Below are 25,726 nucleotides of genomic sequence, written 5' to 3'. Positions count from 1 at the left end.
ATGAGTGTCAGCAAATGGTGACTTCATTGAAAATAGCATTTATAGGCGAAGCGGTATCTGGTTTTGGAGGGATGGAAACCGTTATTAGCAACGTTATCCATACGTTTGAAAATAGCTCTCCGAAAATCAACTGTGAAATGTTTTTCTTTTGTCGTAATGACAAAATGGATAAAGCATGGCTAAAAGAGATTAAATATGCGCAATCATTCTCAAATATAAAATTAAGTTTTCTTCGTCGAGCTAAGCATGTTTATAATTTTAGTCAGTGGCTGAAAGAAACGTCACCGGATATTGTGATATGTATTGATGTCATCTCATGTATTTATGCCAATAAAGCACGAAAGAAAAGTGGTAAACAGTTTACTATTTTCTCGTGGCCGCATTTTTCGCTCGACCATAAAAAACATGCAGAATGTATAACGTACGCAGATTATCATCTGGCCATCAGTAGTGGTATTAAAGAACAGATGATGGCACGGGGTATCTCAGCGCAAAATATTAGCGTCGTTTATAATCCTGTCTCTATTAAAACAATCATTGTGCCGTCGCCTGAGCGCGATAAACCCGCTGTATTTCTCTATGTAGGGCGTCTTAAATTTGAAGGACAGAAAAGAGTTAAAGATTTATTTGATGGCTTAGCTCGTACGACAGGGGAATGGCAGCTACATATTATTGGTGATGGCTCAGATTTTGAAAAGTGCCAGGCCTATAGTCGGGAGCTTGGTATTGAGCAGCGTGTGATCTGGTATGGTTGGCAAAGCGCGCCGTGGCAAGTCGTACAGCAAAAAATAAAAAATGTCACCGCGTTACTACTTACCTCTGCGTTTGAGGGATTTCCTATGACCCTGCTGGAAGCAATGTCATATGGAATTCCGTGTATTAGTTCTGATTGTATGTCTGGTCCGCGCGATATGATTAAACCCGGTTTGAATGGTGAGCTTTACACCCCGGGGGCTATAGATGATTTTGTAGGACACCTTAATCGTGTTATTTCTGGTGAAGTAAAATATCAGCATGATATTATTCCCGGCACGATTGAGAGATTTTACGATGTGCTATATTTTAAAAATTTTAATAATGCAATATTCTCGAAATTACAAAAGTGATCACTATGAGCAGAAAATATTTTGAAGAAGAAGTCATTCAACAGACTTTAGATTATAACTATGCACAACATAGTGATGCTGATAAATTTAATATAGCTTATGGGATTGATAAAAACTTTCTTTTTGGCTGTGGTGTTTCTATTGCATCGGTTCTCCTTGCTAACCCAGAGAAGGCGTTAGCTTTCCATGTTTTTACCGATTTCTTTGACTCTGAAGACCAGCAGCGATTTGAGGCATTAGCAAAACAGTACGCTACGCAGATTGTTGTTTACCTAATCGACTGTGAGCGCTTAAAATCGCTACCCAGTACCAAAAACTGGACCTATGCAACATACTTTAGATTCATTATCGCCGATTATTTTTCAGATAAAACAGATAGAGTACTTTATCTGGATGCTGATATTGCATGTAAGGGGAGTATTCAGGAGCTTATTGAGCTTAACTTCGCTGAAAATGAGATTGCGGCTGTCGTTGCTGAAGGCGAGTTGGAATGGTGGACTAAGCGCTCGGTTAGCCTGGCAACGCCTGGGCTGGTTTCTGGCTATTTTAATGCCGGTTTTATTTTAATTAACATACCTCTTTGGACCGCAGAAAATATCTCTAAGAAAGCGATTGAAATGCTAAAAGATCCGGAGGTAGTACAGCGCATAACGCACCTTGATCAGGATGTATTAAATATATTGTTAGTGAATAAAGCACGTTTTGTTGATAAAAAATTTAATACACAATTTAGTCTTAACTATGAATTAAAAGATTCAGTTATTAATCCAGTTGATGCTGAGACTGTATTTGTTCATTATATCGGACCAACGAAGCCCTGGCATAGTTGGGGGGCTTATCCTGTGTCACAATATTTTTTACAGGCTAAGAGCAACTCACCATGGTCTCATTGTGCACTTTTAAATCCAGTCACTAGTCATCAGTTACGTTATGCGGCAAAGCATATGTTTAATCAGAAGCATTATACTTCGGGTATAAATTATTATATAGCCTACTTTAAACGTAAACTTCTTGAATAAAACCCATAGGTGATGTAATGGATTCATTTCCTGAGATAGAAATAGCTGAATATAAAGTTTTTGATGAAAGTAATAATAATAATGATGATAACGTATTAAACATTTCTTATGGTGTTGATGAAAACTATCTTGATGGTGTGGGGGTATCAATTGCTTCAGTTGTATTAAATAATAATATCCCGCTCGCTTTCCATATTATTTGTGATTCATACTCCTCGTGTTTTGTAAAATATATAGAGCGTTTAGCCGTACAGCATCACATAAAAATTTCTCTTTATCTTATTAAAGTAGAAAGCCTTGAGGTATTGCCTCAAACTAAAGTATGGTCGAGAGCAATGTATTTTCGTTTATTTGCTTTCGATTATCTCAGCAAGAAGGTAAACACATTACTTTATTTGGATGCCGATGTTGTATGCAAAGGATCTTTGCAAGATCTTTTACAGCTTGATCTGACAGAGAAGATCGCTGCGGTCGTAAAAGATGTTGATTCCATCCAGAATAAGGTAAATGAGAGATTAAGAGCATTTAATTTACAAGGTGGTTATTTTAACTCCGGCGTGGTTTTTGTTAACCTGAAATTATGGAAAGAGAATGCCTTAACTGAAAAGGCATTTTTACTTCTGGCAGGTAAAGAGGCTGACTCTTTTAAATATCCCGATCAGGATGTTTTGAATATTCTCCTACAGGATAAAGTCATTTTTCTTCCGCGACCGTATAATACCATTTATACTATCAAAAGTGAGTTGAAAGATAAGTCACATAAAAAATATAGCAATATAATTAATGATAATACTATTTTAATTCATTATACGGGCGCTACAAAACCATGGCATGCCTGGGCAAATTATCCTTCAGTTATCTATTATAAAAATGCACGACTGAATTCGCCCTGGAAAGATTTTCCCGCAAAAGATGCGCGTACCATAGTTGAATTTAAGAAGCGATATAAACATCTTCTCGTGCAAGGTCATTACTTTAAAGGCCTTCTGGCTGGAAGCGCATATCTTTATCGTAAAATTTTCCACAAATAATTTCCTTCCCTAAATCTCCATTATGATTATTGAAAAAAAGGTTAAAAACTATACCGTCTTTGTCAAAAAAGACGGTGAAAAATACATTGAGATATTCAAAGATTTTCTATCTTATAATCATCAGATTATTAAAGTCTTCCGTAATATAGAAGATACAAAAGTTGTATTGATTAATACAGACTACGGAAAATATATTCTCAAAGTATTTAGTCCAAAAGTAAAAAATACTGAACGATTTTTCAAATCGTTAGTAAAAGGAGATTACTACGAAAAGCTTTTTCATCAGACAGATCGTGTGCGGCGTGAAGGGTTTGCGACGCTTAATGATTTTTACCTGCTGGCGGAAATTAAAACATTACGCTATGTAAAAACATACGTGATGATAATTGAGTATATTGAAGGTATTGAACTTGTTGATATGCCAGAAATTTCTGACGAGGTGAGAGGGAAAATCAAACAGTCGATATATTCCCTGCATCAGCATGGTATGGTTTCGGGCGATCCCCATAAAGGTAACTTTATCCTGCAAGGAAATGAGATCAGAATTATCGATTTGTCCGGAAAAAGACCTTCCAGGCAACGAAAAGCAAAGGATCGTATTGATTTAGAAAGACATTATGGTATCAAAAATAATGTGAGAGATATCGGATTTTACTTATTGATTTATAAGAAAAAACTTCGAAATTTCCTTCGTCGTATTAAGGGTAAGGAAAAGCGCTGACCAATGTAGCACGTTTGGTTTAATTTAAGGGGCTGACTGACTTTTATTTGCTGCAGCGTTATGACATACTTGAGAGAATTTGAGATGTAATATTAGTTATTGAATATAACATTTATTTATAGGTTGCATGATAAACATACGAGTTTTTTATGGGCAGCGTTAATTTCATAACTCACGCCGATGTTCTGCAACTTATTGCGAAAAGAACGGCTGAAGATTGTATTATTTTTCTTTCTGGTCCTACGTCCAGAAAGACGCCGCTGTCCTTGTTACGAATGAAAGATGTCATTGCAGTCAATGGTTCTGTTCAATATTTGCTAAACAATAACGTCAAGCCATTTTTGTACCTTCTGACGGATGTTCGCTTCCTTCATCGCCGGCGCGAAGATTTTTATAACTTTAGCCGTAACAGTCAGTTTACTATCGTCAATCTTGATGTGTACGAACAGGCTTCAGTAGATGATCAAAAATATATTGAAGAAAACTGTTTAATTATTCGCTCCTTTTATCGCCGAGAAAAAGGGGGCTTTTTAAAGAAAATTAAATTTAATATCCTCAAGCGGGTTCATAAAGCATTACTTATTTCAGTTCCTCTTTCGAAAAGAGGACGACTGGCTGGATTTTGCAAGGATATCAGCATCGGCTATTGCTCTTGCCATACTATTGCTTATACCGCTATTCAGGTTGCCTATTCCCTTAAGTATGGTCGTATTATATGTTCTGGGCTTGACTTAACAGGGAGTTGCCCACGTTTCTATGACGAATCTACCAGCCCTATGCCATCTGAGCTTAGTAAAGACCTGTTTAAAATACTGCCATTTTTTACTTTTATGAGAAAAAATGTGAGTGATTTAAATATCTTTAATTTATCAGATGATACTGCAATTCATTACGATATTATTCCATATATTACAGCCTCGGAACTTGAGGATGAAATATATTACGATAAAATTGTCTAGACACTAGATAAATCATTATTTTGCGTTGCTTTGGCACGCATTTCTTTTTCTATAACATTTCTTTTTCTATAAAGTTAACTATTCTGGATTATAGCTATTATGATTAAAAAAATCATATTTACTGTTACTCCTATATTTTCAATTCCTCCTCGTGGTGCGGCTGCGGTAGAAACCTGGATTTACCAGGTTGCAAAACGACTATCAATACCGAGTGCTATTGCTTGTATAAAGAATGCTGGCTATCCTGAATATAATAAAATAAACGATAACTGTGATATTCATTACATTGGGTTTAGTAAAGTTTATAAGCGCCTTTTTCAGAAATGGACTCGTCTCGACCCACTACCCTATTCCCAGCGCGTCCTTAATATTAGAGATAAAGTGACTACCCAGGAAGATAGCGTCATTGTTATTCATAATAGTATGAAACTGTATCGGCAGATCAGAGAGCGCAATCCGAATGCAAAACTGGTTATGCACATGCATAACGCATTTGAACCAGAACTTCCTGATAACGATGCAAAAATTATCGTGCCCAGTCAGTTTCTTAAAGCGTTTTATGAAGAAAGATTGCCTGCCGCTGCTGTTAGTATTGTGCCTAATGGTTTTTGTGCTGAGACTTATAAAAGAAACCCACAAGATAATCTTCGTCAGCAATTAAATATTGCGGAAGATGCCACCGTTCTCTTATATGCCGGGAGAATTTCGCCTGATAAAGGCATCCTGTTGCTTTTGCAGGCGTTCAAAAAATTACGTACCTTAAGAAGTAATATTAAACTTGTCGTTGTTGGCGACCCTTATGCAAGCCGCAAGGGTGAAAAAGCAGAGTATCAAAAGAAAGTACTGGACGCCGTAAAAGAGATTGGAACGGATTGTATTATGGCTGGGGGGCAATCTCCCGACCAGATGCATAACTTCTATCATATAGCCGATCTGGTTATTGTGCCGTCTCAGGTTGAAGAAGCATTTTGCATGGTGGCTGTAGAAGCGATGGCAGCAGGAAAAGCGGTTCTTGCCAGCAAAAAAGGGGGGATTAGCGAATTTGTGTTAGATGGCATAACGGGCTATCACCTCGCAGAGCCTATGTCGAGCGACAGTATAATTAATGATATTAACCGTGCGCTTGCTGATAAGGAACGCCATCAGATTGCCGAAAAAGCAAAATCTCTGGTCTTTTCAAAATACAGTTGGGAAAATGTAGCGCAGCGTTTCGAGGAACAAATGAAAAGCTGGTTTGATAAGTGATTGAGTCCTGATGATGGAAAACGCGCTGATACCGTAATAAGTATCAGCGCGTTTTTTTATCTATTTCTTAGCGCCAGCAGAAAACCAGTAATGATACCAATTTGAGCAATATCGACCTGTTCAAAATTACCACGAACGATATAAAAACCAATGAAAGATAAAAATAGCAAAAGATGAGCATTGTAGGGGCTTATCTCTACTTTCCTGAAGGTAGAGCTGGCTGTTTCCCTGATGATAGCGCCGTATAAATAGACCAGGCTCGCCAGACCCAATATGCCAGCACTAAACCAGATGTACAGGATGGTATTATGCGGACCGATGGATTCTTTAAAGGTCCACGTTGGATAATCGACAACGCGTTTATTATAAACACTATCATACACATCATTACCATAGCCGTAGCCCTTGATCGGGTTTTCCTGAATCAGTATCCACGCGGTACCCTGGGTTCCATTAGTATAACGATATGAGCTATCTGTCTGCTGTAATTTATACAGTAGTCGTTCCTGATCCGGTTTATGGCTTTGCTGAGTGATAACTAAAACGCCAGCAATAACCAGGATAGCAGCGCCAATTCCCATTAGTTTCCACTGACGGTTCAAAATCGCCCATAAAACGCCCACCACTAAAACTGCCAGCCATGCTCCCCGCGACAAGGTGCCTAACATTAAGAATAAGTAGACGGCGCTCAGCGCAAAGAAAGCGAGTTTGAGCGATGTTTTTCTGAATAGCCAGATATTCAACAATGCCGGGAACAGAAATACCATTGAATCAGATATATGTCGATGGTCATAGTTTGTAAATGGCATTACCCCCCTGGAATAGTCCTGAATATAAAAGACAATTTCTACCAGCGAACGTAATCCTAAACTTGTTAAAAAGGAGAAAAGTACTATTTTCGCAACCGTTTCTTTTGTTTCATCTTTTAATAGTACGGGGATTAATAAAGTATATAATAAGAAACCCTCCAGTACCGTGTTTTCAAATTCCTTGAAACTTTCTTTCATATCTGGCGATATGAGTATGGAATAAACAAGGATTAATGATAATACTGCTACGCTATAAAATACGCTATTTTTGAAAAGAGGAGAAAAACTTTTCGCTGAGCGTGAGACCTGATAAATCGCGGTGATAACCATAAGTATGATTATCAAATGTTTATAACGCGTAATACCATCCAGAAAATACGTGGCAACAAAAAGAAAAACTAGCGCTTTATTCCAGATCGGCTTCCATTTCTCTTTATTTAACGTTAATGATGTGGTTAGCATCTTTTCTCCACAATAGGTTTGGGATGAGACAGAGTCTCTTTAATGAATCTTTCCAAATACGCTTGTGGCATCTAAATTCGCCAGGTTCTGTTCTGGTGAGCAGCATGCCATTTGGTTCTTCCCATAACCTCCAATTAACCCAGGGTCCGTTGGGCCATAGAGCGTAATATTCGGTCTGTCGAGCGCGGCGGTGAGATGGCTCAGGCCGGTATCAACCGATACGACAAATTTTGCGCCAGCCAGCACTCTGGCGACCTCCTCTAGGCTCATCCGCGGTAACACATCCACATAGTCAAAGCCTTCGGCCAGTCGTTTAGCCCGGGCCTCCTCATGAGGCGCGCCCCAGGGAAGTTTTATCCGTAATCCGGTGTTGCCCACCAGGCCAATAAGCTCGCGCCAGTTTGCTTCCGGCCAGTGTTTATCATCGCGGGTCGTGGCATGTAAAAACACCGCATACGGATCGCTAACCGCCTGCTGGCAATGCAGGAAATGTTTTGCGATGGCATAATCGCCCTGCGATTGCGGTTTATCGTATCCCAGGCTTTTGGCGAACAGCTCGCGCGTCCGTTCAACCGCATGTTGTTGCTTTGCGATATGGTGTTTACGGTTATAGAACAGGCTGGCCAGCGGTTCGCGGGCGGTACTCCAGTCCATACCGTGCTTTATCCCATGCGCCAGACGCGTCACCAGCGCCGCGCTTTTTACCAGCCCCTGCGCATCAATCACAGCGTCGTATTGGTTTGCGCATACCGCCCGACGAAAGGCTGTGCGTTCCGCTTTGATGGGCGCGGAAAACCAGGCCTTGCGCCAACGGCGAATAGCGACGGGAATCACGCGATCGACAGCACTGTGCCAGGACGGAATTTGCGCAAACCCTTCTTCGACAACCCAATCAAATTGAATCCCTGGAATCGCCTGTTGCGCGTCGGTAAGCGCAGGCAGGGTATGCAATACGTCGCCCATCGATGATGTTTTAACGATCAAAACCCGCATTAAACGCCCTCTTCCGACAACAGCGAATGAAGCTCTTCCTGAACCCGCTGCGGCGTGATATCGATCAGGCTCTGGTGATAGCCTTGCGCCGTATCGCCTTTACGCACTTTGTGATAACCCGTAATAAGACGAATCACCCGGGCCTTATGAGACAGCGGCGGCGTGAAATCCGGGCTACTTGGGCCATACAAGGCGACCAGCGGGCGGTCGAGCGCCGCCGCGACGTGCATTAGCCCGGAATCGTTGGTGACGATGGCTTTACAGGCGGCTATCAGAATGACGGCCTGTTCCAGCTGGGTTTCCCCCGCCAGATTGCGACACCATGCCTGCTGCTCGCTATTCAGCGCCGCCAGGATCTCATTTCCGGCTTCATGGTCTTTTGCCGAGCCAAACAGTACGACCTGATACCCTTCGTTAATGAGCTGTTTTGCCAGTTCGGCGTAGTGATAGTGCGGCCAACGTTTTGCCGGGCCAAATTCCGCGCCGGGGCAAAAGCCAATCAGAGGACGTTCAGAAGATAGCGAAAAATCGCTGCACATCAGCGACTTTTCACCCTCGCTAACCTGGAGCTGTGGCCAGAGTAGCGGCTGCGGCAGATCTTTCGCCGTGCGCATCACGCCCTTGTCATAGGCCAGCGCCACGTAGCGCTCCACCATCAGCGGCCAGGCGTCTTTATCAAGGACGCGCGCATCGTTCAGCAGGCCATAGCGCATTTCGCCGCGCCAGCCGGTACGGTGCGGGATATTGGCAAAGAAAGGAATCAGCGCCGATTTAAACGAATTTGGCAGCACCCAGGCGCGATCGTAGCGCTTCTCACGCAGGCTATGGCCCAATCTACGGCGCTCGCCGATTTCCAGCGCGCCGTGGCCCAGCGGCATGGGTATCGCCTCGTTAACTTCCGGCATACGCGATAACAACGGACGGCACCAGGCTGGCGCCATCACGTCGATTATCGCCTGGGGATAGCGCGCTTTAAGCGTGCGATAGAGACTTTGCGACATCATCATGTCGCCCACCCAGGACGGGCCAATGACCAAAATTTTCATACTTACGCGTCGCGGTTCAGCCAGGCCATATACTCCGTGACGCCTTCGGCGACGGTCTTAAAGGGTTTGTCGTAGCCCGCGTTGCGCAGATTGGTTAAATCCGCCTGCGTAAACGCCTGATAGCGACCTTTCAGCTTATCCGGGAACGGAATGTATTCAATGCTACCTTTTTTATGGTATGCCAGCGTCGCGTCGGCGACGGCCTGGAAAGATTCCGCACGGCCTGTGCCCAGGTTAAAGATGCCGGACTTGCCGCTTTCCAGGAACCACAGGTTAACAGCGGCCACATCGCCCACGTAAACGAAGTCGCGCTTGAAGTTTTCGCTGCCTTCAAACAGTTTCGGGCTTTCGCCGTTGTTTAACTGTGTATTCAGATGAAATGCCACGCTTGCCATGCTGCCTTTATGGCCTTCACGTGGTCCATAGACGTTGAAATAGCGGAAACCGACAATCTGCGAGTTCGCTTCTGGCAGGATCTGGCGCACATATTCATCAAACAGAAATTTAGAATAGCCGTAAACGTTAAGCGGTTTTTCGTATTCGCGCGATTCGATGAAGTCAGACGTGCGACCGCCGTAGGTGGCGGCAGAAGAGGCGTAAAGGAACGGGATTTCGCGCTCAAGACAATAGTGCAGCAGCTCTTTGGAGTATTGATAGTTGTTATCCATCATATACTTGCCGTCCCACTCGGTGGTGGAAGAGCAGGCGCCTTCATGGAAAATAGCTTCGATATCGCCGAGCTCTTCTCCGGACATAATCTGGATCAGGAAATCTTCCTTATCCATATAGTCAGCAATGTTCAGATCCACCAGGTTTACAAACTTGGTGCCGTCTTTCAGGTTATCCACCACCAGAATATCGGTGATACCTTTATCATTCAGGGCTTTAACGATATTGCTGCCGATAAAGCCCGCGCCGCCGGTAACGATGATCATAACTGTAACCTTTGAATTATGGTGTCAGAGACTGTCTCAGACATGAATGCTCTTATCATAACACTATTCATCCATTCACTGATAACCCGTGAGGATACGCGTGATTTATGCTGCATTTTAAAGAAGTGATGACGCGTCATCTCGTATCAACGTATCGCTTTGGGTAATATGTGCTGAAATTTGCCCAGTCTGGAGAATCGCAATGCGTGGGGATTTTTACAAACAGTTAACCAACGATCTGGAAACCGCCCGGGCGGAAGGATTGTTTAAAGAAGAGCGCATTATTACGTCTGCGCAGCAGGCGGATATCACCGTGGCGGATGGAAGCCACGTTATTAACTTTTGCGCCAATAACTATCTCGGGCTGGCGAATCACCCTGAGCTGATTAATGCCGCAAAAGCGGGCATGGACAGCCACGGTTTCGGTATGGCGTCCGTGCGTTTTATCTGCGGCACCCAGGACAGCCACAAAGCGCTGGAGCAAAAGCTGGCAAGCTTCCTCGGCATGGAAGATGCGATTCTGTATTCCTCCTGTTTCGACGCTAACGGCGGCTTGTTTGAGACGTTGCTGGGCGCGGAAGACGCCATTATCTCCGACGCGCTGAACCACGCGTCTATCATTGACGGCGTGCGTTTGTGTAAAGCGAAGCGCTATCGCTATGCCAACAACGATATGGCAGAGCTGGAAGCGCGGCTGAAAGAGGCGCGTGAGGCCGGCGCGCGTCATGTCCTGATCGCCACCGACGGGGTGTTCTCAATGGATGGCGTCATCGCCAATCTGAAAGGCGTCTGTGATCTGGCCGATAAATACGATGCGCTGGTGATGGTTGATGATTCTCACGCGGTAGGCTTTGTCGGCGAAAACGGTCGCGGTTCCCATGAATACTGCGACGTAATGGGCCGCGTAGATATTATTACCGGTACGCTGGGCAAAGCGTTAGGCGGCGCATCCGGCGGCTATACCGCGGCGCGCAAAGAGGTCGTTGAGTGGTTGCGTCAGCGTTCCCGCCCATATCTGTTTTCCAATTCACTGGCGCCGGCGATCGTGGCGGCTTCTATTAAAGTGTTAGAGATGGTGGAAGCGGGCGCAGAACTGCGCGATCGCTTGTGGGCGAACGCCCGGCAGTTCCGTGAGCAGATGTCTGCCGCGGGATTTACGCTGGCAGGCGCGGATCACGCCATCATCCCGGTAATGCTGGGAGATGCGGTTGTCGCGCAGAAATTTGCCCGCGAACTGCAAAAAGAGGGCATTTACGTTACCGGTTTCTTCTATCCGGTCGTACCAAAAGGTCAGGCGCGTATTCGTACCCAGATGTCTGCGGCGCATACGCCTGAGCAAATTACGCGTGCGGTAGACGCGTTCACGCGTATTGGTAAACAACTGGGCGTGATTGCCTGAGGATGTAAGATGAAAGCGTTATCCAAACTGAAAGCGGAAGAGGGCATCTGGATGACCGACGTTCCGGAACCGGAAGTCGGCCATAACGATTTGCTGATTAAAATCCGTAAAACAGCCATCTGCGGCACTGACGTTCACATCTATAACTGGGATGACTGGTCGCAAAAAACCATCCCGGTTCCGATGGTCGTGGGGCATGAATATGTCGGCGAAGTGGTCGGCATCGGTCAGGAAGTGAAAGGCTTTAAAATCGGCGATCGCGTCTCCGGCGAAGGTCATATCACCTGCGGTCATTGCCGCAACTGCCGCGGCGGTCGTACTCACCTGTGTCGCAACACCACCGGCGTGGGCGTCAACCGTCCCGGCTGCTTTGCGGAATACCTGGTCATCCCGGCGTTCAATGCGTTTAAAATCCCGGATAACATTTCTGATGATTTAGCCTCTATTTTCGACCCGTTTGGTAATGCGGTGCATACGGCGCTGTCTTTCGATCTGGTCGGCGAAGATGTACTGGTATCGGGGGCGGGGCCAATCGGCGTAATGGCCGCCGCGGTGGCGAAACATGTCGGCGCGCGTCATGTGGTGATTACTGACGTCAATGAATACCGTCTGGAGCTGGCGCGTAAAATGGGCGTCACCCGCGCGGTCAACGTCGCGAAAGAGAGCCTGAACGACGTCATGGCGGAGCTGGGAATGACCGAAGGGTTCGATGTGGGTCTGGAGATGTCCGGCGCGCCGCCGGCGTTTCGTACCATGCTGGACACCATGAATCACGGCGGTCGTATTGCGATGCTGGGGATTCCGCCATCAGATATGTCTATCGACTGGACTAAAGTTATCTTTAAGGGCTTGTTCATTAAAGGTATTTATGGTCGTGAGATGTTCGAAACGTGGTACAAAATGGCGGCGCTGATCCAGTCCGGTCTGGATCTGTCACCGATTATCACCCATCGTTTCTCTATTGATGATTTCCAGAAAGGTTTTGACGCCATGCGTTCAGGCCAGTCAGGAAAAGTTATTCTGAGCTGGGATTAATATGTATAGAGACCCGATAATTTTATCGGGTCTGATATACGTTTCATCGTAAAAGGTTGGTGTCATTCGCCAACCTTTTTTGTTAGGGAAAATCTGGAAAGCCGTAAAGAATTGTCATAGACATCAAGCATTCGTAATTGCGCTTTACTCTTATTTTACTCGCTAACGTCACGCTCTACTCTGAGTTTTGTGCTTGCTTTTTACTGTAAAAATTAATTATGGCGACTTAATAGTTTCTTAATAGAGCCACAGTATAAAGGCAGGGTAAATTAAGGTTTTTCTGGTAATCGTTATGAAAAATAGCAAAACCAAAGTGAGTATCATTGTCCCGTTATATAATGCGGGAGCGGATTTTAATGCTTGCATGGCGTCATTAATCGCGCAAACGTGGTCGGCGCTGGAAATTATTATTGTGAATGATGGATCGACGGATCATTCCGTTGAGATAGCAAAACATTACGCGGAACATTACCCGCATGTTCGACTGCTTCATCAGGCCAATGCTGGCGCATCTGTCGCCCGTAATCTTGGCCTGCAAGCGGCGACCGGCGATTACGTCGCCTTTGTCGATGCGGATGACCTGGTCTACCCGAAGATGTATGAAACGCTGATGACCATGGCGCTTAACGATGATCTGGACGTTGCGCAGTGTAATGCGGACTGGTGCGTCCGAAAAACCGGGCACGCCTGGCAATCTATTCCGACCGATCGTCTGCGTTCCACCGGGGTATTAAGCGGACCGGATTGGTTGCGTATGGCGCTGGCCTCGCGGCGCTGGACGCATGTTGTCTGGATGGGCGTGTATCGACGTGCGTTAATTACCGATAACAATATTACTTTCGTTCCCGGACTACATCATCAGGACATATTATGGTCGACGGAAGTTATGTTTAATGCCACGCGCGTACGTTATACCGAACAATCATTATATAAATATTTCCTGCATGATAATTCGGTAAGCCGTTTGCAAAGACAAGGCAATAAAAATCTTAATTATCAGCGGCATTATATTAAAATTACGCGATTATTAGAAAAGCTCAATCGTAATTATGCCCATCGTATTCCGATTTACCCGGAATTTCGCCAGCAAATTACCTGGGAAGCGTTACGCGTTTGTCATGCGGTGCGTAAAGAACCTGATATTTTGACCCGCCAGCGTATGATTGCCGAAATTTTTACTTCTGGCATGTATAGACGGATGATGGCTAACGTCCGCAGCGCGAAAGCGGCTTATCAGACGCTGCTCTGGTCTTTCCGGCTGTGGCAATGGCGCGACAAAACCTTGTCGCACCGTCGTATGGCCCGTAAGGCGCTCAATCTGTCTTAGCGCTCACGTTTTTAGGCGCGGCGATTTTCCCCCAGCCTTGCCACTGGTGCTGAAACCAGACAACCACGGAACTTTGCGTAATGCTCTCGCCGATGACGCTGAAAAAGCGCGTAGCGTAGACCGGTTGCAGCGGTTTTTTCGGCTTGCACATCTTCACGCCGCGAAAGGGATTGCGCGGCGCGTCAATTTTCTGCGGCGTCACACCCGGTCGGGACGTATCTACCTGCGGTTCGTTGAGCAGGCTGCCTGGACGTACCAGAGTGATATCCGCCGGCAGGCGATAAACCATCTGTTGCAGCACGCGAACCGTTGCGGGATGCGGATGACCAATCGCGATAGCGGAACCGTTGCGACGGGCCAGTTCGATAGCGCGATTAAACTGACGGCGGATATCCGCCTCGTTTTGCGTATCGTCGAGGAACACTTTGCGCTTGATCACTTTCACACCCGTACCGGATGCCGCGCGCATCGCCTGGCTATTGCCAATCGTCATGCTGTCGAGAAAATAGAGATTGTAATGTTCCAGCGCCTGCATCACTTTTTGCATACCGAACAGGCTGGAAGTCATTGCGCTGCCCATGTGGTTATTAAGCCCGACGGCATACGGCACGTTGTTTACCGCCTCGCGGATAATGCGCTCGATCTCATCGCTGCTCATATCTGGTCGCAGCGTATCCTTCTCCAGCGGCTGTTTGCTTAGCGGCGCCATCGGCAGATGGATTAACACCTCATGCCCGCTATTGTGCGCTTTAGTTGCCATTTCGCGCGCGTGCGGCGCGTTGGGCAGCACGGCGACGGAGATGTTTGGCGGCAGCGCCAGAACCTGGTTTTCCGTGTGCGGGCGATAGCCAAAATCATCAATCACGATGGCGAGCTTGCCAGCGAAAACGGGATGTGCAAACGCCAGCAAAGTGGCCAGCGTGAGAATGGAGCGACGAAACTGAGGCAAAACTTATCTTCCCAACCACGGCTGTGGATTGACGGCCTGACCCTGGCGACGAATTTCGAAATAAAGCGAGGGTCTGCCCTGACCGCCGCTACTGCCCACAAGGGCGATAGGTTGTCCGGCGCGCACCTGCGCGCCTACGCTGACCAGCGCGCTCTGGTTATAGCCGTAAAGGCTCATATCGCCTTTACCATGCTCCACGACCACCACCAGGCCATAGCCTTGCAGCCAGTCCGCCAGAATCACCCTGCCGTCGGCGATGGCTTTGACCTCGGTGCCTTCCGACGCGCCGATCACCATCCCCTTCCAACGTAGCTCACCTTGCAGCCGTTCGCCATAGCGATGCAATATCGGGCCGCGTACCGGCCAGTATGCCTGACCGCGAGGCGCGCCCAGACCGCCGGTGCGGGACATTAGCGAACGCTCGCTTTCCGTCGGCTTATAGGTGCTGCCTTTACGCGAGGCTTCCTGCTGCTTATCGCGTACCGCCTGCGCTTCGCGGGCTTCACGCTCCGCTCGCGCTTTGGCCGCCGCTTCTGCCCGCGCGATACTGTTGCGTAGGCGTGATTCGTTGGCGCGTAGTTCGCTTAACTGTTGCTGGCCTTGCTGAATAGACGACTCCAGTCCGGCAAGCGTTTTCTTACGTTCATTACGCGCCTGCTCCAGCTTCGCCTGCTGGGCGCGTTGTTCATACAGCAACGTTTGTTGTTGGCTTTGCTTCTCTTCCAGCTCGGCTTTTTGCGTGGCGACCTGTTCGCGAGTCTGTTTCAGTTCGGCGATAGTCTCCTGGCGCGCCTGGTTCAGATAGCCGAAGTAGGCCTGCAGGCGTTGCCCACGCTGGCTTTCTTCTCCGCTAAGAATAAGCTGAATGCCGGTGTGTTCGCCCTGGCGGAAAGCGGCGTCCAACTGCGCGGCGAGATTACGCTCCTGGCTGGCTTTTTGCTGCTCCAGTTTGGCAATTGAGGCGTTCATCTCATCAATTTGCGCGTTTAACTGATCCAGAGTGCTTTGCGTTTCGCGCAGCTTACGCGCTGCGGCCGAGATGGCCTCTTCCTGGGCTTTAAGTTGTGCCAGGAGGCTGGCGCGCTGTTGCTGCTGCTGGCGTACGTCGCGTTCTTTCGCGGCGATATCGGCCTGAATAGATTTGAGTTGATCACGGTCATCCGCGTGGGCGGAAAAGGCGCACAACAATACGCCAGCGCTAAGTACGCTGGCGTAGAACAAAGGCCTGACTGAAAACGTTCTTGGTTTCACGGCCTGTTGAATGGTGTTAATCGCCTTTCCCCTCATGGGGAGGGATTATTCCACGATGAACAGCGGCTTACCAGTCATCTCTTGCGGGATTTCCATCCCCATCAGCGACAGCATGGTAGGCGCAATGTCTGAAAGTTTGCCGCCTTCGACCGCCTTCACGTTTTTCTTGCCGACATAAATCAGCGGCACCGGCAGGTTGGTGTGGGCGGTATGCGCCTGACCGGTCGCCGGATCGCGCATCTGCTCCGCGTTGCCGTGGTCCGCGGTAATCAACAGTTGTCCACCAACGGACTCAACCGCTTTTGTTACCTGGTCAATGCAGTTATCCAACGCTTCCACCGCTTTGATGGCGGCTTCCATCACGCCGGTATGACCGACCATATCGCCGTTTGGATAGTTACAAATGATGGTGTCGTACTTACCGCTTTCGATCGCCGCGACCAATTTTTCAGTCAATTCTGCAGAGCTCATTTCCGGTTGCAGGTCATAAGTGGCCACTTTCGGGGAGTTGATCAGAATGCGCTCTTCGCCAGCAAACGGTTCTTCTACGCCGCCGTTAAAGAAAAAGGTTACGTGCGCATATTTTTCCGTTTCGGAAATACGCAGCTGAGTTTTGTCGTTTTTCGCCATCCATTCGCCAAAGGTATTCGCCAGCGACGCTGGTGGGTAGGCAACGGCAGTTTTGATGTCGGCGGCGTATTCGGTCAGCATCACAAAGTTCAGATTAACCACTTTCTTACGCGCAAAGCCGTCGAAATCAGCGTTAACGAAAGCGCGGGTAATTTCGCGCGCGCGGTCAGCGCGGAAGTTCATGAAAATCAGCGTATCGCCGTCTTCCATCGCCGCATCAGCCTGGCCCTCGGCGCGGATAACGGTCGCTTTGACAAACTCATCGTTTTCATCACGAGCGTAAGCGGCCTGCAGGCCAGCCACAGCGGTATCCGCCTGGAACTCGCCCTGCGCCAGGGTCATCAGATCATACGCTTTTTCCACGCGATCCCAACGGTTGTCGCGGTCCATAGCGTAGTAACGACCGACGATAGACGCCACGCGGCCTTTGCCCAGCGCGGCGAATTTGTCTTCGAATTTTTTCAGCGAGGCTTCAGCGCTGCGCGGCGGCGTGTCGCGACCGTCGAGGAAGGCGTGCAGATAGATTTTTTCTGCGCCGCGCTCTGCGGCCAGTTCCACCATCGCCATAATGTGATCTTCGTGGCTGTGGACGCCGCCCGCGGACAGCAGACCCATAATATGAACCGCTTTACCGGCGTTTTTCGCCTGGTCTACCGCATTGGTCAGGACTGAGTTAGCAAAGAAAGTACGTTCTTTAATTTCAACGTCCAGACGCGTCAGGTCCTGATAAACGATGCGGCCTGCGCCCAGGTTAACGTGGCCCACTTCGGAGTTGCCCATCTGGCGGTCAGGCAGACCCACTTCCAGACCGGATGCGTCGATCAGGGTATGCGGACGTTTTGCCCACAGAGCATCCATCACCGGGGTTTTGGCGTTTAAGATAGCGTTATCCTGCTGTTCTTCACGGTAGCCGTAGCCATCCAGAATCACCAGTACCATAGGTTTTTTAGAAACCGACATTGCGACAACCTCATACTCAATAGACAAAATAATTGCGTAATTTTACTACAGCTGAATCGATAAAATAGCCTCAGAAGATCAAAGAAAGGGATCGCGCTGGCGTGAGAAGGCAAGTAATAGCGTGATTTTTTTTCGTAGCGCCCCGCAAAAATGCATTCCAGTGCACGCTCTGGCTGTATTTGCGCCACTGCGCAGGTATACTCCTTTCCTGGTTTTTTAATCACTACGTCGGGAGTTGTTACCCCCCATGCAAGAAATTATGCAATTTGTTGGCCGTCATCCCATACTGAGTATCGCCTGGATTGCGTTACTGGTGGCGGTTTTATTTACCACGTTCAAAGGTCTGACTTCAAAAGTTAAGGTGATTACACGCGGCGAAGCCACGCGCCTTATCAACAAAGAGGACGCCGTTGTTGTGGATTTACGTCAACGTGACGATTTCCGTAAAGGCCATATCGCTGGCGCGACCAATTTGCTGCCGAGCGAAATCAAAGCCAACAATGTTGGCGAACTGGAAAAGCACAAAGACAAGCCGATTATCGTGGTCGACGGTTCTGGTATGCAGTGCCAGGAATCCGCTAACGCGCTGACAAAAGCCGGCTTTGAAAAGGTCTTTGTGTTGAAAGAAGGCGTAGCAGGCTGGAGCGGCGAGAATCTGCCTCTGGTGCGCGGTAAGTGATTACCCGTCGTTTTCATGACGCAAGGGGAATGACTTGCCCTTGCGTCGACATGAAATCCATCGGGTAAAAAACAGGAGCGAAGTCATGGCCAATATTGAAATCTACACCAAAGCAACCTGTCCGTTTTGCCATCGTGCAAAGACGCTGTTAAACAGCAAGGGCGTGAGTTTCCAGGAAATTGCGATTGACGGCGACGCCGTGAAGCGTGAAGAGATGATCAAACGTAGTGGCCGAACGACGGTTCCGCAAATTTTTATTGATGCACAGCACATTGGCGGTTGTGACGACTTGTATGCGCTGGATGCGCGTGGTGGACTGGATCCGCTGTTGCGTTAAGGCGTACTCAAGTATTTAAGGACAACACTAAAGGGTTTTACACATGTCAGAACAAAATAACACTGAAATGGCTTTCCAGATCCAACGTATCTATACCAAGGATGTTTCTTTCGAAGCGCCAAACGCACCGCATGTTTTCCAGAAAGATTGGCAGCCAGAGGTTAAACTGGATCTTGATACGGCATCTTCCCAACTGGCGGATGACGTTTATGAAGTTGTGCTGCGTGTTACCGTAACGGCTTCCCTGGGGGAAGAAACCGCGTTCCTGTGCGAAGTTCAGCAGGCCGGTATTTTCTCCATCAGCGGTATTGAAGGTACTCAGATGGCGCATTGCCTGGGCGCATACTGCCCGAACATTTTGTTCCCGTATGCTCGCGAGTGCATCACCAGCCTGGTTTCACGCGGTACGTTCCCGCAACTGAACCTTGCGCCGGTCAATTTTGATGCGCTGTTCATGAACTATTTGCAGCAGCAGGCTGGCGAAGGTACTGAAGAACATCAGGATGCCTGATGAACCAAAGTAATGCGTCAATGACAGTCATCGGTGCCGGCTCGTACGGCACCGCTCTTGCCATCACTCTGGCGAGAAACGGCCACCAGGTTGTCCTGTGGGGCCACGACCCAAAACATATCGCGACCCTGGAGCACGATCGCTGCAACGTCGCGTTCCTTCCCGATGTGCCTTTTCCCGATACGTTACACCTGGAAAGCGACTTAGCAACCGCGCTGGCGGCCAGTCGTAACATTCTGGTGGTGGTGCCAAGCCATGTTTTCAGCGACGTGCTGCGGCAGATTAAACCGCTGATGCGTCCGGATGCGCGTCTGGTATGGGCGACCAAAGGCCTGGAAGCGGAAACGGGGCGCCTGTTGCAGGATGTCGCTCGCGAAGCGTTAGGCGATCAAATTCCGCTGGCGGTGATTTCCGGTCCGACGTTCGCTAAAGAGCTGGCGGCGGGTTTGCCGACGGCAATCTCGCTGGCCTCAACCGATGAGACCTTTGCCGACGATCTCCAGCAACTGTTGCACTGCGGAAAAAGTTTTCGCGTCTATATCAATGCGGATTTTATCGGCGTGCAGCTTGGCGGCGCGGTGAAAAACGTGATTGCGATTGGCGCGGGGATGTCTGACGGCATCGGCTTCGGCGCGAACGCCCGCACGGCGCTAATCACGCGTGGACTGACCGAAATGTCGCGGCTTGGCGCAGCGCTTGGTGCCGATCCCGCCACCTTTATGGGGATGGCGGGCTTAGGCGATCTGGTGCTGACCTGTACCGACAACCAGTCGCGCAACCGTCGTTTTGGCATGATGCTTGGCCAGGGCATGGACGTTAAAGGCGCGCAGGATAAGATTGGCCAGGTGGTCGAAGGCTATCGCAATACGAAAGAAGTTCGTGAATTGGCGCACCGTTTTGGTGTTGAAATGCCAATAACCGAGGAAATTTATCAAGTATTGTATTGCGGAAAAAACGCGCGCGAGGCAGCATTAACGTTATTAGGTCGCGCCCGCAAGGAAGAGCTGAGTCGCCACTAGCCGTAAGGAACTGTTTGCATAAACGACCCAACCCGCACAGAACGGGTTGGTCGTTTTCTGCCCGTCTGGAGTAAGCCATGCCGTGTGAAGAACTGGAAATCGTCTGGAAGAATATTAAAGCTGAAGCCCGCGCTTTAGCTGACTGTGAGCCTATGTTGGCCAGTTTTTATCACGCCACGCTACTCAAGCATGAAAATCTGGGCAGTGCGCTGAGCTATATGCTGGCAAATAAACTGGCTTCGCCCATCATGCCCGCTATCGCTATCCGTGAAGTAGTTGAAGAGGCCTATGCCGCCGACCCGGAAATGATCGCGTCGGCAGCCTGCGATATTCAGGCCGTGCGCACTCGCGATCCGGCGGTGGATAAATACTCCACGCCGCTGTTATATCTGAAAGGCTTTCATGCGCTACAGGCCTACCGCATTGGCCACTGGTTGTGGAATAAAGGTCGCCGCGCGCTGGCTATCTTCCTGCAAAATCAGGTTTCGGTCTCGTTTCAGGTGGATATTCACCCGGCAGCGAAAATTGGCCGCGGGATTATGCTCGACCATGCCACCGGTATTGTGGTGGGGGAGACGGCGGTTATTGAAGATGATGTGTCGATTCTGCAATCCGTCACCCTGGGCGGTACCGGGAAAACGAGCGGCGATCGCCATCCTAAAATCCGCGAAGGCGTGATGATTGGCGCGGGCGCGAAAATTCTTGGCAATATCGAGGTGGGGCGCGGCGCGAAAATTGGCGCAGGTTCCGTTGTTTTACAGCCTGTCCCGCCGCACACTACCGCCGCAGGCGTTCCGGCGCGTATTGTCGGCAAGCCGGGCAGCGATAAGCCGTCGATGGATATGGACCAGCATTTCAACGGGCTACACCATACGTTTGAGTATGGCGACGGCATCTGATTTCGAGCTATCTTACTTGCCATATTGAACCTGGGCTATGCTCGTCATCCTCTCGTATTGCGTGTACGCTCAGGTAGACAAGCGCAGTCCGTGTCCAATCTGGCTGCGCCGATAACGCTCGAAACGAATATTATCAATATTAATGTAGGCCGGATAAGGCGTCAGCCGCCATCCGGCACAAATCAACTGCGCAATACCGCGCCGGGGTATCCTAACTGGCGCCACGCTTCATACACCACCACCGACACCGCATTCGACAGGTTCATGCTACGGCTATCCGGCATCATCGGAATGCGAATCTTCTGCTCTTTAGGCAACGCATCGAGAATGCTGGCGGGCAGGCCGCGCGTTTCCGGGCCAAACATCAAATAATCGCCATCCTGATAGCTTACGGCGCTATGGGCGGGCGTGCCCTTTGTCGTCAACGCAAACAGGCGCTGCGGATTTTCAGCGGCGACAAAGGCGGCATAATCGTGATGGCGCTGAACCGCAGCGAATTCGTGATAGTCCAGCCCTGCGCGGCGTAAGCGCTTATCATCCCAGGTAAACCCCATCGGTTCGATGATGTGCAGACGAAAGCCGGTATTGGCGCAAAGACGAATGATGTTGCCGGTATTCGGCGGGATTTCTGGTTCGAAGAGTACGATGTTAAGCATGATGCCCCCTTAAATGCGGGGGGCAGAATAGCAGAAATTTACCGGGCTCTCACGCGCCAGGCGTTCAGGCGGCATCGCCTTTGCTCATTGGCGCCAGCGCGGCGGGCAAACTTCTCCCCAGTTCCTGCACCAGTGAATCGCCACTGATTTCGCTAATGGATTTCGCGCCGGTCAGGGTCATGGCGACTTTCATCTCTTTCTCGAGCAGGTCCAGCAGGTTGGCGACACCCGCTTTTCCTGCCGTCGCCAGCGCGTAGAGATAGGCCCGACCCAGCAGTACGGTATCGGCCCCCAACGCAATCATACGCACGACATCCAGCCCGTTACGAATCCCGCTATCCGCCAGAATGGCGATATCACCTTTCACCGCATCGGCAATGGCGGGCAGGGCGCGGGCGGAAGAGAGCACGCCATCGAGCTGGCGGCCGCCGTGATTCGACACCACAATACCGTCAGCGCCGAAACGTACCGCATCGCGGGCATCTTCTGGATCGAGGATCCCTTTGATCACCATTGGGCCGTCCCAGAATTCGCGTATCCACTCCAGATCTTTCCAGGAGATGGACGGATCGAAGTTATTTGCCAGCCAGCCGATATAGTCCTCAAGGCCGGTCGGTTTACCCAGATAGGCGGAAATATTGCCTAAATCATGCGGGCGACCGTTCAGGCCGACATCCCACGCCCATTTAGGGTGCATCACCGCCTGCCAGTAACGGCGCATGGCCGCGTTTGGGCCGCTCATCCCGGAGTGGGCGTCACGGTAGCGCGCGCCCGGCGTCGGCATATCCACGGTAAAGACCAGCGTGGAGCAGCCCGCCGCTTTTGCTCGTTCAAGCGCGTTGCGCATAAAACCACGATCGCGTAATACGTAGAGCTGAAACCACATGGGGCGTTTAAGCGTGGGGGCGACTTCTTCAATCGGACAGACGGAGACGGTGGAAAGGGTGAACGGAATGCCCTTTGCGTCTGCGGCGGCGGCGGCCTGTACTTCGCCGCGACGGGCGTACATGCCGCACAGGCCTACCGGCGCTAATGCCACCGGCATCGACAACGTTTCGTTAAACAGGGTCGTTTCCAGGCTTAAATCGGACATATTTTTCAGCACGCGCTGGCGCAGAGCGACTTGCGACAGGTCTTCCACATTTCGGCGCAGGGTATATTCCGCATACGCGCCGCCGTCGATGTAGTGGAAGAGGAAAGGAGGCAACGTGCGCTGAGCTGCGGCGCGATAATCGCTGGCTGCTGAAATAATCATGATTTATTCTCCCTGGTCATCTCATTATGGTCGCCGGGCAGGCGGGTAATACGCGCCTGGCGGGCCTGGTCTTCATCAAATCGTTTAATCGTGGTGTGGACAAAACTGAGGTGCGCCATCATCGCTTTACGCGCGCCGTCGGCGTTACCATCCAGAATGGCGTCCATCACCGCCTGGTGTTGTTCCGTCAGCTTTGAGAATACGGGCGGAACGAGATACATACGCTGGCGACTCTGTTTGACGGAGGATTGCAGGACATCGAAGAAACCGCGCATGGTTTGCAACAGCACCACATTGTGCGAGGCTTCCGCGATCGCCAGATGAAAGCGCACGTCGGCTTGGGAGGCGAGATCCGGGTCTTCGCTGAGCGTCGCATCAAAGCAGAGTCTGATCTTCTCTTTGTCGGCGCTGGTGGCCCGCATGGCGGCGTGCCAGGCCGTACTGGCTTCAATGGCGTGGCGGGCTTCCAGAATGTCGAAGCTGTAGTCCGGATCGTCCGCCAGCAGGGTTTTCAGCGGCTGAACGATATTCTGTTCAGACCAGGTTTCGTGCTGCCAGCGGACAAATGTCCCGCCGCCGCGACGACTCACCAGCACGCCTTCACTGACCAGCTTCGCCAGCGCTTCGCGTAAAGAGTTGCGTGATACGCCAAGCTGTAGAGCCAACTGGCGCTCGGCGGGCAATTTCATGCCCGCTTCCAGGTTTTGTTCTTCAATCAGCGCCCGCACGCGAGAGGCAATCTCGTCGGACAGGCGTTTTGGCATCACAATCACGGAATCATCCAGGTTAAAACATAGGCCTGAAGCGTAGTGATCACGCCCACCATACAGGTGAAGATCAGGCTGTGTTTGACGGTAAAACGGAACAGATCGGACTCTTTCCCTACCAGTCCCACCGCCGCGCAGGCGATGGCGATAGACTGCGGCGAGATCATCTTGCCGGTCACGCCGCCGGTGGTATTCGCCGCCACCATCAGCACATCCGAAACGCCGATTTGCTGCGCCGCGGTAGCCTGTAGAGAGGCAAACAGCGCGTTAGATGAGGTATCCGAGCCGGTCAGGAATACCCCCAGCCAGCCGAGGAACGGCGAGAAGAACGTGAAGGCGCTGCCGGTGTGCGCCAGCGCTAACGCCAGCGTGGAGGAAAGCCCGGAATAGTTCGAGATAAACGCGAACGCCAGCACCATGCCGATGGAGTAAATCGGCAACGCCAGCTCTTTCAGCGTGCTGCCGAAGGTCTGGATTGCGGCTGAGGGTTTCATTTTCAGCCAGACGATAGACAACAGCGCGGCAAACAGGATCGCTGTGCCGGTGGCGGAGAACCAGTCAAATTTATACACCGCCGCGTAAGCGGTCGCTTCGTGTACGACTGGCGGCATACGGGCGACCAGTTTATCGAGATACGGTACCGGAACGTTAATTACCCAGTCATACAGCGCGCCGCCGGGGGCAAACAGCGCTTTGAACGGCGGTATGCTCCAGAGAGTGACCGTGGCGGTCAGGAACAGGAACGGCGACCAGGCGCGAACAATTTGTCCTGTCGTATAACGGGTACGGGCCAGCGTCTGATCGACCTGCGACGCGCCCATATCGCCGAAGCGGAAGATGCGTACCGGCTGCCAACGTTTGAGGAACAGCGTCAGACACACCAGAGACACCAGAGAAGAGATAATGTCCGGCAGTTCCGGCCCGATAAAGTTGGAGCTGAGATACTGGGCGATAGCAAATGAACCGCCAGAGACCATTACCGCAGGCCAGGTTTCTTTCACGCCGCGCCAGCCGTCCATAATCGCCATAATCCAGAACAGCACGATAATGGTCAGGAATGGCAACTGGCGGCCTACCATCTGACCGATTTCAAAGCTGTCCAGGCCCGTGACCTGTCCGGCAACCAGAATCGGAATACCCATCGCGCCAAAGGCGACCGGCGCGGTATTTACAATCAGACACAGCCCTGCCGCATACAGCGGATTAAAGCCCAGACCCACCAGCAGCGCGGCGGTTATCGCCACCGGCGCGCCGAAACCCGCCGCACCTTCAAGGAACGCGCCGAAGCAGAAGCCGACAATCAGCATTTGCAGGCGTTGATCGGGGGTTATCGACAGAATTGACGAGCGGATAATGTCAAACTGCCCGGTCTTTACCGAGATTTTATAGACGAAGACCGCGGCGATGATTATCCAGGCAATCGGCCATAGCCCGTAGAAGAAGCCATACACGACCGATGCCAGTGCGTGATCGACCGGCATTTTATAGAACAGCAGCGCGACGGCGAGCGCGATAACCACCGTCCACGAAGCGGCAACGTAGCCTTTCAGCTTGAGTTTAATCAGGGCGAAAAAGAAGAACAGGATTGGGAGCGATGCGATCAGGCTGGAAAGCCAGATATTACCCGCCGGGTCATAGTTTTGTTGCCAGAGGTTCATTGCAGGTCTCCTGAGAACCACACGCATAATGGGATGAATCTTTGCTCATCTCGTTGGGGTCACATTAT

25 protein-coding genes are annotated in these 25,726 nt (G+C 49.9%); 14 read left to right on the top strand and 11 right to left on the bottom strand.

The genetic code is table 11. The features are described 5' to 3' along the window. The first annotated feature begins 26 nt into the window (after nt 1–26). The 6 genes from waaB (at nt 27) to NA389_RS15020 (ending at nt 6,081) form a co-directional block, all read left to right on the top strand. On the top strand, nt 27–1,106 hold the full coding sequence (waaB, locus tag NA389_RS15045) for a lipopolysaccharide 1,6-galactosyltransferase (protein WP_001667208.1): 1,080 nt from the start codon (nt 27–29) through the stop codon (nt 1,104–1,106). Nucleotides 1,107–1,111: 5 nt separating this feature from the next. Continuing rightward, on the top strand, nt 1,112–2,125 hold the full coding sequence (gene waaO, locus NA389_RS15040; protein WP_000088486.1) for a lipopolysaccharide 3-alpha-galactosyltransferase: 1,014 nt from the start codon (nt 1,112–1,114) through the stop codon (nt 2,123–2,125). A 17-nt stretch (nt 2,126–2,142) separates the two neighbouring features. Continuing rightward, on the top strand, nt 2,143–3,156 hold the full coding sequence (gene rfaJ, locus NA389_RS15035) for a lipopolysaccharide 1,2-glucosyltransferase RfaJ (protein WP_000376878.1): 1,014 nt from the start codon (nt 2,143–2,145) through the stop codon (nt 3,154–3,156). A gap of 22 nt (nt 3,157–3,178) precedes the next feature. Then, nucleotides 3,179–3,877 (top strand): lipopolysaccharide core heptose(II) kinase RfaY, encoded by a 699-nt coding sequence (gene rfaY, locus NA389_RS15030; RefSeq protein ID WP_000582813.1) that lies wholly within the window; start codon nt 3,179–3,181, stop codon nt 3,875–3,877. A gap of 149 nt (nt 3,878–4,026) precedes the next feature. Next, nucleotides 4,027–4,836, top strand: a complete 810-nt coding sequence (gene waaZ, locus NA389_RS15025; protein ID WP_000536017.1) for a 3-deoxy-D-manno-oct-2-ulosonate III transferase WaaZ — start codon at nt 4,027–4,029, stop codon at nt 4,834–4,836. 99 nt (nt 4,837–4,935) lie between these two features. Beyond that, the gene (locus NA389_RS15020) at nt 4,936–6,081 is read left to right on the top strand and encodes a lipopolysaccharide N-acetylglucosaminyltransferase (protein ID WP_000591828.1); all 1,146 of its coding nucleotides are present in this window, start codon (nt 4,936–4,938) and stop codon (nt 6,079–6,081) included. Between the two features lie 56 nt (nt 6,082–6,137). Here NA389_RS15020 and rfaL read toward each other — a convergent pair whose 3' ends face one another. The 4 genes from rfaL to rfaD are packed head-to-tail and all read right to left on the bottom strand — an operon-like array spanning nt 6,138 to nt 10,326. After that, nucleotides 6,138–7,352, bottom strand: a complete 1,215-nt coding sequence (rfaL, locus tag NA389_RS15015; RefSeq protein ID WP_000958446.1) for an O-antigen ligase RfaL — start codon at nt 7,350–7,352, stop codon at nt 6,138–6,140. A gap of 39 nt (nt 7,353–7,391) precedes the next feature. Further along, on the bottom strand, nt 7,392–8,345 hold the full coding sequence (gene rfaC, locus NA389_RS15010) for a lipopolysaccharide heptosyltransferase RfaC (RefSeq protein WP_001264622.1): 954 nt from the start codon (nt 8,343–8,345) through the stop codon (nt 7,392–7,394). Beyond that, a complete protein-coding gene (gene rfaF, locus NA389_RS15005) occupies nt 8,345–9,391 on the bottom strand; it encodes an ADP-heptose--LPS heptosyltransferase RfaF (RefSeq protein ID WP_000699198.1) in 1,047 nt (348 codons plus the stop codon). The genes rfaC and rfaF overlap by 1 nt, the downstream gene beginning before the upstream one ends. A gap of 2 nt (nt 9,392–9,393) precedes the next feature. Then, complete coding sequence (rfaD, locus tag NA389_RS15000) at nt 9,394–10,326, bottom strand: ADP-glyceromanno-heptose 6-epimerase (protein WP_000587771.1); 933 nt, start codon at nt 10,324–10,326, stop codon at nt 9,394–9,396. Between the two features lie 202 nt (nt 10,327–10,528). Between rfaD and kbl the strand changes: the two genes are divergently transcribed. From kbl to NA389_RS14985, 3 genes are all read left to right on the top strand, one after another. Next, nucleotides 10,529–11,725 (top strand): glycine C-acetyltransferase, encoded by a 1,197-nt coding sequence (kbl, locus tag NA389_RS14995; protein ID WP_001213790.1) that lies wholly within the window; start codon nt 10,529–10,531, stop codon nt 11,723–11,725. 9 nt (nt 11,726–11,734) lie between these two features. Next, entirely contained in the window at nt 11,735–12,760 is a 1,026-nt protein-coding gene (gene tdh, locus NA389_RS14990; protein WP_000645990.1) for an L-threonine 3-dehydrogenase, read from the top strand. Nucleotides 12,761–13,052: 292 nt separating this feature from the next. Beyond that, nucleotides 13,053–14,087 (top strand): glycosyltransferase, encoded by a 1,035-nt coding sequence (locus NA389_RS14985; RefSeq protein ID WP_000798201.1) that lies wholly within the window; start codon nt 13,053–13,055, stop codon nt 14,085–14,087. On the opposite strand, the gene NA389_RS14980 is transcribed toward NA389_RS14985, so the two are convergent. From NA389_RS14980 to gpmM, 3 genes are read right to left on the bottom strand one after another with little or no spacing between them, the layout of a single operon-like run. Beyond that, nucleotides 14,074–15,036: a divergent polysaccharide deacetylase family protein gene (locus NA389_RS14980; protein WP_001135519.1), complete on the bottom strand. Its 963-nt coding sequence runs from the start codon at nt 15,034–15,036 to the stop codon at nt 14,074–14,076. The genes NA389_RS14985 and NA389_RS14980 overlap by 14 nt on opposite strands. Before the next feature lie 3 nt (nt 15,037–15,039). Further along, nucleotides 15,040–16,299, bottom strand: a complete 1,260-nt coding sequence (gene envC / locus NA389_RS14975; protein WP_058814511.1) for a murein hydrolase activator EnvC — start codon at nt 16,297–16,299, stop codon at nt 15,040–15,042. 33 nt (nt 16,300–16,332) lie between these two features. Further along, a complete protein-coding gene (gene gpmM / locus NA389_RS14970) occupies nt 16,333–17,877 on the bottom strand; it encodes a 2,3-bisphosphoglycerate-independent phosphoglycerate mutase (protein WP_079917067.1) in 1,545 nt (514 codons plus the stop codon). A gap of 247 nt (nt 17,878–18,124) precedes the next feature. Between gpmM and NA389_RS14965 the strand changes: the two genes are divergently transcribed. The 5 genes from NA389_RS14965 to cysE all read left to right on the top strand — a co-directional run bounded on the left by NA389_RS14965 (nt 18,125) and on the right by cysE (nt 21,322). Next, nucleotides 18,125–18,556 carry a rhodanese-like domain-containing protein gene (locus NA389_RS14965; protein WP_001156179.1) on the top strand — a complete coding sequence of 144 codons (432 nt, stop codon included), beginning with the start codon at nt 18,125–18,127 and terminating at the stop codon, nt 18,554–18,556. An 85-nt stretch (nt 18,557–18,641) separates the two neighbouring features. Next, a complete protein-coding gene (grxC, locus tag NA389_RS14960; RefSeq protein ID WP_001273796.1) occupies nt 18,642–18,893 on the top strand; it encodes a glutaredoxin 3 in 252 nt (83 codons plus the stop codon). A gap of 43 nt (nt 18,894–18,936) precedes the next feature. Continuing rightward, nucleotides 18,937–19,404: a protein-export chaperone SecB gene (secB, locus tag NA389_RS14955; RefSeq protein ID WP_000003370.1), complete on the top strand. Its 468-nt coding sequence runs from the start codon at nt 18,937–18,939 to the stop codon at nt 19,402–19,404. Beyond that, nucleotides 19,404–20,423 (top strand): NAD(P)H-dependent glycerol-3-phosphate dehydrogenase, encoded by a 1,020-nt coding sequence (gene gpsA, locus NA389_RS14950; protein WP_001076596.1) that lies wholly within the window; start codon nt 19,404–19,406, stop codon nt 20,421–20,423. Before secB ends, gpsA begins: the two co-directional genes overlap by 1 nt. Nucleotides 20,424–20,500: 77 nt before the next feature. Continuing rightward, nucleotides 20,501–21,322: a serine O-acetyltransferase gene (gene cysE, locus NA389_RS14945; RefSeq protein ID WP_001112114.1), complete on the top strand. Its 822-nt coding sequence runs from the start codon at nt 20,501–20,503 to the stop codon at nt 21,320–21,322. A 182-nt stretch (nt 21,323–21,504) separates the two neighbouring features. Here cysE and trmL read toward each other — a convergent pair whose 3' ends face one another. The 4 genes from trmL to lldP all read right to left on the bottom strand — a co-directional run bounded on the left by trmL (nt 21,505) and on the right by lldP (nt 25,658). Next, on the bottom strand, nt 21,505–21,978 hold the full coding sequence (gene trmL / locus NA389_RS14940) for a tRNA (uridine(34)/cytosine(34)/5-carboxymethylaminomethyluridine(34)-2'-O)-methyltransferase TrmL (RefSeq protein WP_000932335.1): 474 nt from the start codon (nt 21,976–21,978) through the stop codon (nt 21,505–21,507). A gap of 64 nt (nt 21,979–22,042) precedes the next feature. After that, the gene (gene lldD / locus NA389_RS14935) at nt 22,043–23,233 is read right to left on the bottom strand and encodes an FMN-dependent L-lactate dehydrogenase LldD (RefSeq protein ID WP_000587003.1); all 1,191 of its coding nucleotides are present in this window, start codon (nt 23,231–23,233) and stop codon (nt 22,043–22,045) included. Then, nucleotides 23,230–24,006, bottom strand: a complete 777-nt coding sequence (gene lldR, locus NA389_RS14930; protein ID WP_000636700.1) for a transcriptional regulator LldR — start codon at nt 24,004–24,006, stop codon at nt 23,230–23,232. Before lldR ends, lldD begins: the two co-directional genes overlap by 4 nt. Beyond that, nucleotides 24,003–25,658: an L-lactate permease gene (gene lldP / locus NA389_RS14925; protein ID WP_001055308.1), complete on the bottom strand. Its 1,656-nt coding sequence runs from the start codon at nt 25,656–25,658 to the stop codon at nt 24,003–24,005. Before lldP ends, lldR begins: the two co-directional genes overlap by 4 nt. Between the last annotated feature and the right edge of the window lie 68 nt (nt 25,659–25,726).

It is taken from the genome of Salmonella sp. NW645 (genome assembly GCF_051703725.1).
GTDB lineage: Bacteria > Pseudomonadota > Gammaproteobacteria > Enterobacterales > Enterobacteriaceae > Salmonella > Salmonella enterica.
Note: the sequence above shows the minus strand (reverse complement) of the source record. Positions and strands in the feature narration are given on the sequence as shown.